The 15,415-nt window shown below is 54.5% G+C and carries 13 protein-coding genes and 1 pseudogene; 9 read left to right on the top strand and 5 right to left on the bottom strand.

The window, feature by feature from the left end; all coding sequences use genetic code 11:
- Positions 1–250 precede the first annotated feature (250 nt).
- The 3 genes from FBY01_RS15320 to FBY01_RS15310 are packed head-to-tail and all read right to left on the bottom strand — an operon-like array spanning position 251 to position 3,613.
- Positions 251–2,128: a hypothetical protein gene (locus tag FBY01_RS15320; protein WP_145308428.1), complete on the bottom strand. Its 1,878-nt coding sequence runs from the start codon at positions 2,126–2,128 to the stop codon at positions 251–253.
- A complete protein-coding gene (locus FBY01_RS15315; RefSeq protein WP_145308426.1) occupies positions 2,118–2,627 on the bottom strand; it encodes an ABC-three component system middle component 2 in 510 nt (169 codons plus the stop codon). Before FBY01_RS15315 ends, FBY01_RS15320 begins: the two co-directional genes overlap by 11 nt.
- Positions 2,615–3,613, bottom strand: a complete 999-nt coding sequence (locus FBY01_RS15310) for an ABC-three component system protein (protein WP_145308424.1) — start codon at positions 3,611–3,613, stop codon at positions 2,615–2,617. Before FBY01_RS15310 ends, FBY01_RS15315 begins: the two co-directional genes overlap by 13 nt.
- 941 nt (positions 3,614–4,554) lie before the next feature.
- Between FBY01_RS15310 and FBY01_RS15300 the strand changes: the two genes are divergently transcribed.
- The 5 genes and pseudogenes from FBY01_RS15300 (at position 4,555) to FBY01_RS15280 (ending at position 7,912) form a co-directional block, all read left to right on the top strand.
- Complete coding sequence (locus FBY01_RS15300; protein WP_145308422.1) at positions 4,555–4,863, top strand: DUF3077 domain-containing protein; 309 nt, start codon at positions 4,555–4,557, stop codon at positions 4,861–4,863.
- Between the two features lie 214 nt (positions 4,864–5,077).
- Positions 5,078–5,161: pseudogene (locus tag FBY01_RS31865) on the top strand (IS66 family insertion sequence element accessory protein TnpB); the annotation flags it as partial.
- A 44-nt stretch (positions 5,162–5,205) separates the two neighbouring features.
- The gene (tnpB, locus tag FBY01_RS31860) at positions 5,206–5,742 is read left to right on the top strand and encodes an IS66 family insertion sequence element accessory protein TnpB (RefSeq protein WP_256664422.1); all 537 of its coding nucleotides are present in this window, start codon (positions 5,206–5,208) and stop codon (positions 5,740–5,742) included.
- A gap of 81 nt (positions 5,743–5,823) precedes the next feature.
- On the top strand, positions 5,824–7,371 hold the full coding sequence (locus tag FBY01_RS15285) for an IS66 family transposase (RefSeq protein WP_145308416.1): 1,548 nt from the start codon (positions 5,824–5,826) through the stop codon (positions 7,369–7,371).
- Between the two features lie 133 nt (positions 7,372–7,504).
- Positions 7,505–7,912 (top strand): hypothetical protein, encoded by a 408-nt coding sequence (locus FBY01_RS15280; protein ID WP_145308557.1) that lies wholly within the window; start codon positions 7,505–7,507, stop codon positions 7,910–7,912.
- 504 nt (positions 7,913–8,416) lie between these two features.
- On the opposite strand, the gene FBY01_RS15275 is transcribed toward FBY01_RS15280, so the two are convergent.
- Both FBY01_RS15275 and FBY01_RS15270 read right to left on the bottom strand, forming a co-directional pair.
- A complete protein-coding gene (locus FBY01_RS15275) occupies positions 8,417–8,785 on the bottom strand; it encodes a PH domain-containing protein (RefSeq protein ID WP_010457986.1) in 369 nt (122 codons plus the stop codon).
- Positions 8,786–8,860: 75 nt separating this feature from the next.
- On the bottom strand, positions 8,861–9,202 hold the full coding sequence (locus tag FBY01_RS15270; RefSeq protein ID WP_010457988.1) for a potassium channel family protein: 342 nt from the start codon (positions 9,200–9,202) through the stop codon (positions 8,861–8,863).
- A gap of 415 nt (positions 9,203–9,617) precedes the next feature.
- Between FBY01_RS15270 and FBY01_RS15265 the strand changes: the two genes are divergently transcribed.
- From FBY01_RS15265 to FBY01_RS15250, 4 genes are read left to right on the top strand one after another with little or no spacing between them, the layout of a single operon-like run.
- A complete protein-coding gene (locus FBY01_RS15265; protein WP_010457990.1) occupies positions 9,618–10,094 on the top strand; it encodes a formate dehydrogenase subunit gamma in 477 nt (158 codons plus the stop codon).
- Positions 10,091–11,623, top strand: a complete 1,533-nt coding sequence (locus tag FBY01_RS15260) for an NADH-quinone oxidoreductase subunit NuoF (RefSeq protein ID WP_145308414.1) — start codon at positions 10,091–10,093, stop codon at positions 11,621–11,623. Before FBY01_RS15265 ends, FBY01_RS15260 begins: the two co-directional genes overlap by 4 nt.
- Positions 11,620–14,502, top strand: coding sequence for a formate dehydrogenase subunit alpha (fdhF, locus tag FBY01_RS15255; protein WP_145308412.1), 2,883 nt, complete (start codon positions 11,620–11,622; stop codon positions 14,500–14,502). Before FBY01_RS15260 ends, fdhF begins: the two co-directional genes overlap by 4 nt.
- On the top strand, positions 14,499–14,720 hold the full coding sequence (locus FBY01_RS15250) for a formate dehydrogenase subunit delta (RefSeq protein WP_010457997.1): 222 nt from the start codon (positions 14,499–14,501) through the stop codon (positions 14,718–14,720). The genes fdhF and FBY01_RS15250 overlap by 4 nt, the downstream gene beginning before the upstream one ends.
- Positions 14,721–15,415: the final 695 nt, after the last annotated feature.

Below are 15,415 nucleotides of genomic sequence, written 5' to 3'. Positions count from 1 at the left end.
CCCATAATCTGTTTGGAGGCAAAGGAGTGGAAACTCCAGGTCCTCACTCCACTTACAATACTCTCTGCCAATTCCCGCTCTTGGTCGCCACCTTCGCGGGGGACAAAAGGGCCGGACAAAAGAGTAAGAATATATTTTCGAGCGTCAATCCAATAATAAATCCACCCCCTTCCCACTAAAAATGTTTGGCTGATAACGAAACATAATCGAACCCAGTCAAACCATAAATACGGCACCGTCCAAACTCTTATTAATTTGAAGGTATCATTGGAAACAATCCATATCTACCACCACCTGCACTACCATAAAAAACTTCCACATGGGCGATTTTTTCTATACCTGCAGGTGGGTCTATGTTCTCCAAAATTACAAATTGACCAAAAGCACTCATTTTCGACAAATGCTCAAAAAAATTCACTTTTACAGACGTTTTAGATAGCTTAATTTCATCCTCTGTAAGTGCGCCACGACTAGGATTTTTTAAAGGATCTCGATATGTCAACAACGGTGAATCTAAAATCACGAAACCTGGGTGCGGAAGATTATTCTCCCTACAATAAATTAAAAGTGCCACTTTAAAAGCGGCATGTGTGATCGCACGAACGCCCTTACCGTTGTCTACGCGCAACTTTCCGTCAATTATTATTTCGTATTTATCTTTATCAAAACTCACTAAGTGCTCACCCGGAAACCCCCACTCCTTCAGCACTCGAGAAACGACCTTGCAAAACTCGTGAATAACATCCCCAGGCACAGAGAGATTGGGGCGATCTGATTTTGCAGGTGCTTTTAACCCTTCAAATTCTTTGATTTTCAGAAGATAACTTTCCTTCTGATCTAGAAGCGCTATACCTCTGACAACCTGATCTTTTTTGCTAATAATTTCATTAAGCGATAACTGCTTCTCGCCTGCCTCGGGCAACTTAATTGCCAGAGCCAACTCTATCTCTGCAAGTCGCTCTTCAATTGCAGGCCTGTCCTCCTCCATTCTATGCAACTCAACACGCAGAGCCGCAATAGTTGACTCAAGTTCAGATTGAAGTGTTTTTATTTTTTGGATTTCGATCAGTGCCGACTGCTGCTCACTCCTTACTTGATCCAGTTGCCCCTTAGTATTCTGCGCTTCGGGAGGAGCTCCACAAACAGAGCAATCTGCCTCCTCTAAAGACAGCAGAAAACTGGCCTCTTCAATAGAGGTAAGCCTAGCAATGTCTGAATCATAAATGCTATTCAGCTGATAAAATCTTTGCAGATGCAGACGAATTTCATCTACTCTATCCGAAGACTGAGACAGTGCTCGTGCCAACTCTCTTTTTTCGGCTAGCAAGTCAGTTGACAAAGACCTATAATACTGAACCTGCAATCTAATCTCATCTAAACTTGCATCAAGTCGATCTTTCTGAAAATGCAAATCGGAAGTATCTGGATACTCCTCTAATCGTGACTCGACATCCTTAAGCAGACTTTGTATAACTTCAATTTTTGTTGACTTCGATGCATTGAATCTGGTTGAATCCAGAACAGGAATAATTGATTTATCGTCGGCGCCAGTTAATAACGACCTAAAAACACTACGCTCTTTCGGTCGTGCTACGGGTCCGAGATCAGATTCAACAGGGGATCGTTCAGCTTGAATGCTTGTTTCGTCGACGAGAACATACGTCATAAGCTCTCGAAAACTAAAGTTCTCCTTCTCCCCAGATTGGTTTTTTGCTAGTTGTCTACCCGAAAGTCCAAGGTAATCCAACAGTAATCCAGGAAGGCTTTCCTTATCTTTACTTCGTTGAGTTGGCTGGAGAATTTTGAAATCTTCTGGAAGTCCCGAAAATTCGTATAACCCATTAAAAAACTTATAAGCTCCTCCTGCCAACGAACGCTGTATCGTATATTGCCCCACACCACGCAACTCTATACCCATTAAGACTGTATCGTAGCCACTCTTTTCAGGAAGGTCGGGTAGGCTACCCCCTCCTCCAAGCATGAAATCTATTGCTTTTAGCGCAAAAGACTTTCCTGTATTTGAAGCTCCATAGACAAGATTCAAGCCTGCTTCAAAATTCAGTTTTACCGGCTTTTCTTGAATACCGACAAACTCCAAGCTTCTAATTATTATTCCTTTATAGTCCATTATTTTCCGACTCCATTAAAAGATCACTTTGAAACTCAACCGCCCAATTACCTATTTTTGAAGTAATCACACTTCTTAAGTCAACCTTTGACAATGACGCAACAGTAACAGCAAGCCACTTCGCCCTATCTTTTAGAGTATTTGAATACTCTGAGGACAGCAGTTGTACCAGCGGATATGCTTTTTCTGTGGCTTGGTAGCAGATACCACTACTTGATGGCACAACTGAAATCAAGCCAAATTTTTGCATTAAATTCAACCCATTTTGAACTAGTTCTCGACGCACAAGTATTTCGCCACTCCTCTGCGGTAACTTAGGATGGATACTTGGCGGACCACCGAGATCAGCACTGTGTACAACTAAATGATCAAACCAAACCAATTCATTTATATCGTGCGAAGAAGGATATGTGGCATTCAAAATCACTAATGACCTTACACCCGTTTCAATCGGGCTATTAAACAAGGAGCGCTCGCCTGAGTCATTCAACTTATCCATTTGAATTTTCCATCATTGACGAAGTGGTGGCAAATACCCTGTTTCACTGGCACTCTGGCATATTTGGCAGTAGCCCCTGAAGTCTGGACAGCAGCAGCTTGGGCCATTACTGATTGAATTTTTTCCATTCCATTCTGATGCTCAGCCTCAAAAACATCTACAACACCGTGCAAAACATCTTCTTCAAATCCAACAATAACAGTTGGGTCGGTATTATCTCGATAGTATCGCTTAAATGCATCAGCATCAAAAAAACGCTCCCGCTGCAATGTTAGATTTTTTTGATATTGAGGATAAGAACCTAAGTCTTCATGACTATTGAAAACCACACACTCCTTTTCAGCGTAGGCACCGACTAACTGCTTTATGTACTCAGATTCTGACTCTAGAACAACTACTGGCACGACCCCTTTGGGAGACACCCCAGGATCGGCACCAAAATATTTATAAAGAACCTTCTTTGCTGCGGGATCTGAGAGCATATCTTCTAGCGCTATACGCATGACATTTGAATAATTAAATCCTTCCAAAACCGCCAACAACTCCTCCGTTAACGGAATATCCCCCCCCTCAATTATTTTGTATCTACAATATTTATCCCACTCATCAACTAGTTTAGCCTTCAACTTGCTTGGATTAAATATCAATGTTTCCAAGTTTCTATTTAGACCTTTCGGCGCGACAAAAAAATACTTAGTGGGCGGTGTAAAATCACCTTGCATAGAATAATACAAAATCTTTCCAAGCTCGCAAATTGCCGTATCGGTCGGGACACGCTTTGCGTATTGTTTACACTGATAATTCTCCCAAGCTCCTTCATGTTTATCGGCAGTCAAAAAACCTACGACATCCCTACCTAAGTCCTTTGCGCCCGAAAATCTACATACCTCTACATATGTCTCTAATTTATTAGACACCCAATCTCTAACAAACAACTCCAACTCTACGTCATCCAGAGTTAGCACAGCGCGAGCATAGTTATCCATTTCTCACACCCAGCTTCAAAAACATATCGAATCCATACACCCACCAAAAAAATCGAAGCCTCAGTTAAGCATATAGCGTATTTTTTCACACACAACCAGATAAAGGCAAAATGATACTACGACCTCAACAGCGACTTCAACACTAATAGTACCTAGATGAAAACAATACAAATAAACTAGTAATGCTTGCTCGCGCCCCCCCCTAAAGTAGAATGCAGCAATTGCTAAGAATCAATTTTTTTGCAATATCAACCAGACCATAAACATCTGATTTATTTAGAAAAATAACAGATATCGTGTGCATGCCTAAGCGTAACCCTGCCTAAACACGACTCGGCTACAGCCCCCCTAACTAATAAATTTTAGAGTGAAAACCCTTTCCGAGCAGAACTTAAAAACACGCCTTCGTGTTCCGGCTTAGGTGACTTAATAAGATCCACTCCCACAGCACCATAGCTTTGAAATATTTGACGTGACGGAAGGTCTCAATGACGCCTCTCTGACGCTCAAAACCAATCACTTTCTAGCAAAAGACCATATTTTTGGAGCGTGCTGCGGTTGCAGGAAACGAGTCTCCGCGATACGCTCCCACCGTCGCTGCCAATTCAGCGACCGGGTGTGGAAACCCGTGTAATTCAAGGCGCAACAGCGCCCCCATCACGTCTGCCGGCGCTTTTTTTGTGTCTGCGGCGTGAGTTATGGCGGCTGTGCGTGGGACGTCTTCGGGCGTGCCGGTTTCCTTGATTCCCGGTTTTCCACCCTGCGCACAGCTGTCACCCATTCGTGTGGAAACGAATGCGGCAGCTTCACATATCAAGGAGTCTGATAATGCGCAGCATCAATCCGTACAAAATTTGGCTTTTCCCTCAACGCGACTCCCAGTTGCGTAACGCCCCACCATCCACGCTCTCCCACCGCCTCTCCATCACCGGAGGTGGCAAATGACCGATCAACCCGAACTCAAAACCATCGGCCTAACCCCTGCCATTTACTGCGCCGATCAACCACTGTTCCACGTCACTCGCGGTGTTCCCCTCGGCGACGCCTTATCCATGGCTTCTGACTTTCTGTTTCTCGCCAAAAAGCTGAACGAGGATGCCGCGTACGCCACAGACACCGACCGCCACTCCTGGGCTGCGCATTATTTGACGGCGATGAGTAAGGCGGTGGTTGATGATGCGGTGAAGGTGCTAACGCGGGATCGGAAGGTTGCGCCGATGTCGAAGCAGGCGGCGGAGGCTGAAGGGTAGCTTCTGGTTTTTAGACGTCAGGCATAACGCATGTAGGGGCGGGTTTGGTCGCGGGCTGGGGCATTCAGTGGGAGTGATGGTTGCCTTGAATTTTTCGCGAGCAGGCTCGCTGTATACGTCCGGCCAACACACCTTCCTGACCCCGACGCCAAAGGCGATGGTGTCCACTTAATTTAAGTGGACACCAGTTCTAGCCTTTATAAGCGGGTCTTTCATGCAGCCACAACGCCGTTCCTACTCCAAATCCTTCAAGGCCCAGGTCATTCATGAGTGCGCCCAGCCCGGGGCCTCGATTGCCAGCATTGCGCTGAGCCACAGCCTCAACGCGAACCTCGTCCATAAATGGATTCGAGTGAAAACGCAGAAAACCATGGCGCTGCAACCTCCTTTCATTCCGCTACCCTTGCCGGCTATCGGGGCAAAGTCGGATTGCGCGTCATCGACTATCTGTCTCGAAATCCCACACCCGCATGGCACCGTCAAAGTGAACTGGCCGACCGAAAGCGCTTCTGCCTGCGCCACCTTTCTGCGAGATCTATTGCGATGATCCGCATCGACGCCATCTGGCTCGCCACCGAGCCCATGGACATGCGCGCCGGTACCGACACTGCTCTGGCTCGGGTGGTAGCAGTGTTCGGTGCGGCGCAGCCGCACTGTGCTTATCTGTTTGCCAATCGCCGCGCCAATCGCATCAAAGTGCTGGTGCACGACGGGCTGGGCATCTGGCTGGCGGCCCGGCGTTTGCACCAGGGCAAGTTTTTCTGGCCGGGTTCTCGGCACGGCTCTCAGATGGAATTAGGTGCCGAACAACTGCATGCTCTGGTGCTGGGTTTGCCTTGGCAAAGAGTCGGGCCAGGCAACGCGATTTCCATCCTATAACGTCTGCCACGACCCGCCAGGCCGCGCAATTGTCCGATGAGCCTGTCGTCGGTTTTCGCCTGCTCTGGCAAAGTCGGCGGCATGACTTCGCTCCCCAATCTTGATCACCTAACCCCTGAACAACTGCGCGCCCTGGCGGCGCAGTTGATGCAGCGCGTCGAGAAACTCGATCAGAAAGTCGAGACGATGGGCAAGCAAATCCACCACCACAAAACGGTCAACGAGAAACTGGCCCACGAGATCGCGCAGCTCAAGCGCTTCAAGTTTGCCAAGCGCAGCGAGCAATTAAGCCCGGATCAAACCAGCCTGCTCGATGACCTGATCGACACCGACATCGCGGCCATCGAAGCAGAACTTGAGGCGCTGAAACCTGCTCCCGCTTCGACCGAGGCTCGGCAAAAGCCTAAACGCAGCGCCTTGCCGCCGCAGTTTCCGCGTACCCTGATCCACCACGAACCCGATAACAGCCACTGCCAGTGCGGCTGCGCCCTCAAGCGCATCGGTGAGGATGTCAGCGAGAAACTCGACTACACGCCGGGCGTGTTCACCGTTGAGCGTCACATCCGTGGCAAGTGGGTCTGCAATCAGTGCGAAACCCTGATCCAGGCGCCGGTTCCGGCTCAGGTCATCGACAAAGGTATCCCAACCGCAGGGCTATTGGCCCACGTCATGATCGCCAAGTTCGCGGATCATTTGCCGCTCTATCGTCAGGAATCGATTTTCGGTCGAGCCGGTTTGGCCATCGCCCGCTCGACCCTGGCGCAATGGGTCGGCAACTGCGGTGCGCAGTTGCAACCGCTGGTCGATGCCTTGCGTGATGCCGTCTTGGAACATAGCGTGACCCACGCCGATGAAACCCCGGTGCAGATGCTCACGCCGGGCGCTAAAAAGACTCACCGAGCCTATGTCTGGGCCTACGCCACCAGCCGGTTCTCGAACTTGGCAGCGGTCGTTTACGACTTCAGTCCTAGCCGCGCCGGAGAGCACGCCCGCAACTTCCTGCAAGAATGGAAGGGCAAGCTGGTTTGCGATGATTTTGGCGGCTACAAAGCCAGCTTCGAACTCGGTGTCACCGAGATCGGCTGCTTGGCCCATGCACGGCGCAAGTTCTTCGAATTGCACGCCACCAACAAGAGCCAGCTCGCCGAACAGGCCTTGCGCTACATCCAGTTGCTTTACGAAATTGAGAAGGAAGCCCGCGACCTTGAACCGGATTTACGCCACCGAATACGGCAAGAAAAAGCTGTGCCGGTGATGGACACCTTGCATACCTGGATGATCGCCCAGCGCCAGTTTGTGCACGAGGGCTCGGCTATCGCCAAAGCTTTGGATTACAGCCTGAAACGCTGGGCGGCGTTGTCGCGCTATCTCGATGATGGGGCCGTACCCATTGATAATAATTGGGCGGAGAACCAGATCCGGCCGTGGGCACTTGGTCGTAAGAACTGGCTCTTTGCAGGTTCACTACGCAGCGGCAAACGGGCGGCGGCGATCATGAGTTTGATCCAGTCTGCGCGGCTCAATGGGCATGATCCTTATGCCTATCTGAAGGACGTTCTCACGCGTCTGCCGTCGCAGCGGGCGAGTGAAATCGAACAGTTGCTGCCGCATAAGTGGCAATCGGTTTAGTTACGCAAGGCCTGATACCCGGACGGATATGCAGCAGAGACACCCATGCTTCGTATAGAAAGGTTCGTATACCCCCCCTATAATCCGCGACTGCGCCCAATCCTCCAGGAGCAACTTCACTATGGAAGCAAACATGCCTCAGCCTTGGTACACCACACGTCCCGTCCCGGTCTTCATGACTGTCTTTTACTGCTTCATCGTCTTGATTCAAGCAGGTCTTTGGGTGGTCAATGAAGGATTTGAACAAACCCGACAAGGGGATATTTCGATCCTGGTGCTGCTCAATGTTTGTACCGTAGCGCTTCTGATGTGCGTAGGCGGGTTGATGCTACTGGGCAGGAAAAAGAGCAGCTCGTTGTGCTTTATTCTAGCCCTGGCATTAGGTGTGACTTTCTCCCTCAGCCAGATGCGCAGCGGATCTATCGTGCACCTGCTGACGCTCCCGATGTTTAAGGAGTACGCCCTGGTTTTCGGGATCTGGGTATACAGTCTGCAACTGCGTAGGAGCAGTTATTTCTATCCAGCGCCGTCTGCTAGCTAGTCCCACAACCAAACGAGCGGGCATAAGCGAAAATCCGGATTGAACTCAGGGACGCTCCAAGACGCCACCCCGCTGATGCGTTCTCTGCCGGCCGAATGGTGTCCACTTAAATTTAGGTGGACACCATCGCCTCAAGCGAAAGTGTCAGAAAGGTGCGTTGGCCGGCCGCTTACGGCTCGCTCCCACAGGGGGGCGGTTAAGCCAATTTCCATGTTCCAGAAACAAGAAGGCCCGAACGTAATGCCGGACTGAGCCAGCACCAGAGGATCGGGCGCGATTGGGATTGATGCTGTCGAAGCCTGATCATCATGTCTACGCCGACGCCACATAAAACACTGGTTTTTTGCCGACACCTAAGCGGGTGGGGGCTGAGGCTGGAAAGTAGTGGCTAGCTTTAAGCGTTGATGGTGGCTGGTCTGGCGCTTTCGCGAGCAGGCTCGCTCCCACATTGGATGTGTGTTTAGGCAGTTAGCCCCGAGTTTTCGGGGCTTTTTCGTGTTGGGGTTAGAGCAAGTGCTGGGAGATCAGTTTTGAGATTTCGACCATTGATGTCCTGCCGGTGAATTCGAATTTCACTTTTCCCAACGACGAGAAATAAACCTCCAGTTCGGAGTCCAGGTCGAACGTGCCGGAAGTTTCCACCGAGTACGCCACGATGTTTTTGTAGGGTAATGAGGTGAAGTCTTTTTTGCTGCCGGTGAGGCCCTGGACGTTGACGGCGATGATGCGTTTGTTGGTGAACACCACGCCGTCGCGCATGGACTTATAAGCGTCGATGACGTGTTCGCCGTCGATCAAGAGGTCGGAAACGCGTGCGGCGTATTCGTCGTTTTGCTTGAGCTTGAAGAATCCTTTGTTGTTGAAATCAATCATCAGTCTTTCCCTGTTTTCAAATGAACATCGCGAGCAGGGCTTCATAGCGTATTTCCCACTACGCCGCCACGTCCCCTACTCCAGGTGGTCTGTCGCCCGCACCGCATTTTCAATCGCCCGAATGCTGATCGCCGCAAATATTGCCGTCATCAGCACCCCGTTAAACCCCAGCAAAATCGCCAGCACCCGCGAGACGACCAGTTTCGGGACGAGATCGCCATAACCGATGGTCAGGCCGGTCACGAACGCGAAGTAGATACCGTCAAAAGGACCCCATCCTTCCAGATAGCTGATGATCAGACCGAACAGTACGATCAAAAACAGCAGGATGGAAAAAATCGGCCAGACAACGTGAAAGTAGAACCTGACGGCTTTATAGAATTCTCGACGGACGTGTGCTGCATGAGCGATGTTCATGTTATGGGCCCTTTGGGGGTTTGCCTGACCGGCAATTGAATGCTCGGCGCTTCAACACCCTTCAGCTTGGCACAAGCGAGGTGGATCGCCCGCTCATCGTACTCAAGGCGTATCTGAAAGATATTCGGTAAGCAAACGCTTGGCTTTGTGCTCTTCTAGACTTACTGGAGAGTCGTAGGCAGAACCGAACACGTCGCTTTGGTGCAGTTCGATCAATAGCAGCGTGGCAAGCTGCCCTTTATGCCCAATAGAGGTGCGGCGAAGACCGTATCGGGCACAACAAGATGCCCGCTCAGGGTGCCCTGGCCAACGGCCTGACAATGCCACGATACCGTGACGTGGTGTGAATGCCGCAGCCGACACTTTCGGACGACCGACAACCACCTGGTTTGTCCGTGACCGTGAGGAATGCTGTATGCCTGATGAGATGTTGCAATTGCCTATGGTCAACAGCGTGCTGGAGCGCCACAAAGGCTCTGCGGGTGCACTGTTGCCCATCCTTCATGAGATTCAGGCCGGTATCGGTTACATCCCCGATGCCGCCATCCCCGAGATTGCCCACGCGCTCAACCAGAGTCAGGCCGAGGTTCGCGGGGTGATCAGCTTTTACCATGACTTCCGTACCGCGCCGCCGGCCCGGCATATCCTGCGGTTGTGCCGGGCTGAGTCGTGCAAGAGTCGTGGCGCCGAGCAGCTCGCCGCGCAGTTGCGTGATCGCCTGCAACTGGATGATCACGGCAGCAGCGCCGACGGCAGCATCAGTTTGCGTCCGGTGTATTGCCTCGGTGCCTGCGCCTGTTCGCCGGCGCTGGAGCTGGATGGTCAGGTGCATGCGCGGCTCAGTGCCGAGCGTCTCGATGCTTTGCTCGACGCTTGCCGGGAGGACGCATGAGCCTCTATCTACCCTGTGATTCTCTTGCCCGTGCCGTGGGTGCCGATGCGGTGGCGTCTGCCCTTGCCGGTCAGGACCTGCAACGCACCAGCTCTCGCGGCCTGTATTGGCTGGAACCCTTGCTGGAAGTGGACACCCCGCAAGGCCGAATCGGCTTCGGCCCGCTGACCGCTAGCGATGTGCCGTCGGTGCTCGATGCGCTGCAAGGTGAGCCGTCCTCGCACCCACTGGCCTTGGGCCTGGTGGAAGAATTGCCCTATCTGAAGTCTCAACAACGTTTGCTGTTCGCCCGCGCCGGTATCACTCGGCCGTTGTCGCTGGATGATTACCGGGCCCATGGCGGTTTCGAAGGTTTAACGAGAGCCGTGACCGTTGGCGGTGATCAAACTGCAACGGAAGTGTTCGATTCAGGCCTGCGTGGCCGTGGCGGCGCAGCGTTCCCCGCCGGGATCAAATGGCGCACGGTACGCGCCACCCAGGCTGTGCAGAAATACATTGTGTGCAACGCCGACGAAGGCGACTCCGGCACATTCGCCGACCGCATGTTGATGGAAGGCGATCCCTTCCTGCTGATCGAAGGCATGGCCATTGCCGGCATCACCGTCGGCGCCAGCTACGGCTACATCTATGTGCGCTCGGAATACCCACAGGCCATCACCACGCTGAACGAGGCGCTGGAGATTGCCCGGTCCAACGGTTACCTCGGGGCCAATGTCGGCGGCAGCGGCTTGGCTTTTGATATGGAAGTGCGTGTCGGGGCCGGCGCTTACATCTGCGGTGAGGAAACCGCGTTGCTGGATTCGCTCGAAGGCAAGCGCGGGGTCGTTCGCGCCAAGCCGCCGATTCCCGCGTTGAAGGGCCTGTTCGGCCTGCCGACGCTGGTGCATAACGTGCTGACCCTGGCCTCGGTGCCGCTGATTCTGGCCAAGGGTGCGCAGTTCTATCGCGATTACGGCATGGGCCGTTCCCTGGGCACGATGCCCTTCCAGTTGGCGGGCAATATTCTTCACGGTGGCCTGGTAGAACGGGCCTTTGGCCTGACCCTGCGCGAACTGGTGGAAGACTACGGCGGTGGCACCGCCAGTGGCCGACCGTTGAAAGCCGCACAGGTCGGTGGCCCGCTCGGCGCCTGGGTGCCGCCGTCGCAATTCGACACGCCGCTGGATTACGAAGCGTTCGCCGGGATCGGCGCAATGCTCGGTCACGGCGGCGTGGTGGTCGCGGACGACAGCCTGGACATGGCGCAAATGGCGCGTTTCGCCCTGCAGTTCTGCGCCGAGGAATCCTGCGGCAAATGCACGCCCTGCCGTATCGGCTCGACCCGGGGCGTGGAGGTGATCGACCGTCTGCTGGCCGCGCCGGACCAGAGTGGTCGCGATGAGCAGGTCATCATCCTCAAGGACCTGTGCGACACGATGCAATACGGTTCGCTGTGCGCCTTGGGCGGCATGGCCCCCTTTCCGGTGGTCAGCGCCCTCAAGTACTTCCCCGCCGACTTCGGTCTGCAATCTTCGGAGGCCGACCAATGATTACCCTCTTCGACCCGAAAACCGACATTGATCTGGGCACCCCGGCCCGCGACAGCGACGTGCAGATAACCCTGAGCATCGACGGTCGCAGCATCAGCGTGCCCGAAGGCACTTCGGTGATGCGCGCCGCCGCGTTGATGGGCACGACCATTCCGAAACTGTGTGCTACCGACAGCCTGGAAGCCTTCGGCTCCTGCCGCATGTGCCTGGTGGAGATCGACGGCATGCGCGGCTATCCCGCGTCTTGCACCACGCCGGTCACCGAAGGCATGACCGCGCACACCCAGACGCCGAAGCTCGCGACCCTGCGTCGCAATGTCATGGAGTTGTACATCTCCGATCACCCGCTGGACTGCCTGACCTGCTCGGCCAACGGCAACTGCGAGCTGCAAACCGTCGCCGGTCAGGTCGGCCTGCGGGAAGTGCGTTACGGCTATGAAGGTGATAACCATCTGGCCGACGTGAAGGACACTTCCAACCCTTATTTCGATTACGACCCGAGCAAGTGCATCGTCTGCAACCGCTGCGTGCGTGCCTGCGAAGAAACCCAGGGCACCTTTGCCCTGACGATTACCGGACGCGGTTTTGAATCCCGGGTGGCGGCGGCCGGTGGCGATAACTTCCTCGACTCCGAATGCGTGTCCTGCGGCGCCTGTGTGCAGGCCTGCCCTACCGCGACGCTGATGGAAAAAAGCGTGGTCGAACTGGGTCAGCCGGAGCACAGCGTGATCACCACCTGCGCCTATTGCGGCGTGGGCTGCTCGTTCCGCGCCGAGATGAAAGGCGACCAGCTGGTGCGCATGGTTCCGGACAAGAACGGCCAGGCCAACCATGGTCACTCGTGCGTCAAAGGGCGCTTCGCCTGGGGCTACGCCACCCACCCGGATCGCATCACCAAACCGATGATCCGCAAACACATCAACGACCCGTGGCAGGAAGTCAGCTGGGATGAAGCGGTGACTTACGCCGCCGGCGAATTCCGTCGGTTGCAGCAAAAGTACGGCCGCGACTCCATTGGTGGCATCACCTCCAGCCGTTGCACCAACGAAGAAACCTACCTGGTGCAAAAACTGGTGCGCGCCGCGTTTGGCAACAACAACGTCGACACCTGTGCGCGGGTCTGCCACTCGCCGACCGGTTATGGGCTGAAACAAACCTTGGGCGAATCCGCCGGCACCCAGAGTTTTGACTCGGTGATGCAGGCCGACGTGATTCTGGTGATGGGCGCCAACCCCAGCGACGCCCACCCGGTGTTCGCCTCCCAACTCAAACGCCGCCTGCGTGAAGGCGCACGCCTGATCGTCATCGACCCACGGCGCATTGATCTGGTGGACGCGGTGCATGCCCGCGCCGAACTGCACCTGGCCCTGCGCCCGGGCACCAACGTCGCCATGCTCAATGCGTTGGCCCACGTCATCGTCACCGAAGGTTTGCTCGATCAGGCGTTTATCGACGCCCGTTGCGAGGGCAGCGATTTCGCTCGCTGGAGCGAGTTCGTCAGCCGTGCGGAACACTCGCCGGAAGTCCTCGGCCCGATCTGCGGCGTCGCCGCTGCCGATATCCGCGCCGCCACTCGCCTGTATGCCGGTGCCGACAATGCGGCGATCTACTACGGCCTGGGCATCACCGAGCACAGCCAGGGCAGCACTGCGGTCATGGGCATCGCCAACCTCGCCATGGCCACCGGCAACATCGGCCGCGAAGGCGTGGGCGTGAACCCGCTGCGTGGACAGAACAACGTTCAGGGCTCCTGCGACATGGGTTCGTTCCCCCACGAATTGCCCGGTTACCGGCACATCTCCAACGAAGTGGTACGGGCGCAGTTCGAACAGGCCTGGAACGTCACTTTGCAACCCGACCCGGGGCTGCGTATCCCGAATATGTTCGAGTCGGCCCTGGCCGGCAGTTTCAAAGGCCTGTATTGCCAGGGCGAAGACATCGCCCAGAGCGACCCGAACACCCAACACGTCACCGCAGCCCTGTCGGCCATGGAATGCATCGTGGTGCAGGACATTTTCCTCAACGAAACCGCCAGGTTCGCCCATGTATTCCTGCCGGGCAGCTCGTTCCTGGAAAAGGACGGCACCTTCACCAACGCCGAGCGGCGTATCTCGCGGGTGCGCAAGGTCATGGAACCGCTGGGTGGCAAGGCTGACTGGGAAGGCACAGTGGCGCTGGCCAACGCCTTGGGCTACCCGATGAACTACACGCATCCGTCGCAAATCATGGATGAAATCGCCAGCCTGACGCCGACCTTCACCAACGTCAGTTACGCAGCACTGGACAGCCACGGCAGCCTGCAATGGCCGTGCAACGCCGCGGCGCCGGACGGCACGCCGACCATGCACATCGATCAGTTCGTGCGCGGCAAAGGGCGCTTCATGCTCACCGGGTACGTGCCCACCGAGGAGAAGGTCAACAATCGTTATCCCCTGCTGCTGACCACTGGGCGCATCCTCAGTCAGTACAACGTCGGCGCTCAGACACGGCGAACCGAAAACGTCGCCTGGCACGATGAAGACCGCCTGGAAATCCACCCGACCGATGCCGAGAGCCGAGGCATCAACGAAGGCGACTGGGTCGGCATCGGCAGCCGCGCCGGTCAGACCGTACTGCGTGCGCGGGTCACCGAGCGGGTCGCGCCGGGCGTGGTGTACACGACGTTCCACTTCCCGGAATCGGGGGCCAACGTCATCACCACCGACAACTCCGACTGGGCTACCAACTGTCCGGAGTACAAGGTCACCGCCGTGGAAGTCAGCCGCGTCTACCACCCTTCCGAGTGGCAAAAACGCTATCAGGCCTTCAGTGATGAACAGGACCGTCTGCTCAAGGAACGCCGGCATGCCCGTGGCGCTAAAGCGGAGGTGCGCCGATGAGTACGGAGAACCTGATCAAGATGGTCAACCAGATCGCCCTGTACTTCGCCACCGAACCGGACCAGCAAGCGGCCGTGCTCGGTGTGCGTAATCACCTGCAGATGTACTGGACGCCGGGCATGCGCAAGGAATTGCTGGCCTGGCAGACAGAACATCACGGGGCGGATTTGCATCCGTTGGCGCAGGCGGCGGTCAGTGGCGCGGGGTGGGAGGCTTAGGTTCACACAAGCTCAAGATCGACCGAAAAACCTGTAGGAGTGAGCCTGCTCGCGATGGCGTCAGATCAGTCAGCAACAATGCTGAATGTACTGACGCCATCGCGAGCAGGCTCGCTCCTACAGGGGTTTTGTGAACTGACTGACATCCGGGATGAACCACGGGTTTTTCGGCGCCTTCGATCACTCAGCTCACAGCAAATGATTGGAAATCAAAGTCGATTACTCGAGCGTGGCGCGCTTCACCCAAGTACAGCGTCGAACGCCCTGGATATTCAGTGAGTGACGAAATGTGGGTTAAGCCGTTTTTCCTGCGTGGGCCGTCGTGGTCACCAGAATCCGCGCCCGCTTCGGACGTAATGGCCATAGGACATTATTTCAATTGCGCCCTCCGTACTGCCTCTGCTAGATTTCTCGACAGGCACGAATCTCAAAATAGTCGCCACTGATCCACGCACTTCGTTAAAAAACCACATAAAGGACTAACAATGGCTCGCAACAAAGCAAGGGACGACAATTTTTCAATTGCGTACAAGAGTTTGAGGACGACTACGTTTCCAGCCACTACGGCACGAACAAGGGAACAGTAAAATCCTTCCTCAAAGACTCATGCAAAACAGGTGTTATCAATTACAGCACCCATGAGTCAGTCTACAAACTGATTGAGGAAAAACTGGGATACCCGGTTCCATCCTCAC

Source organism: Pseudomonas sp. SJZ077, from assembly GCF_007993905.1.
In the GTDB taxonomy this organism is placed as follows: Bacteria; Pseudomonadota; Gammaproteobacteria; order Pseudomonadales; family Pseudomonadaceae; genus Aquipseudomonas; species Aquipseudomonas mandelii.
This window is presented reverse-complemented; position numbering and strand designations above follow the sequence as displayed.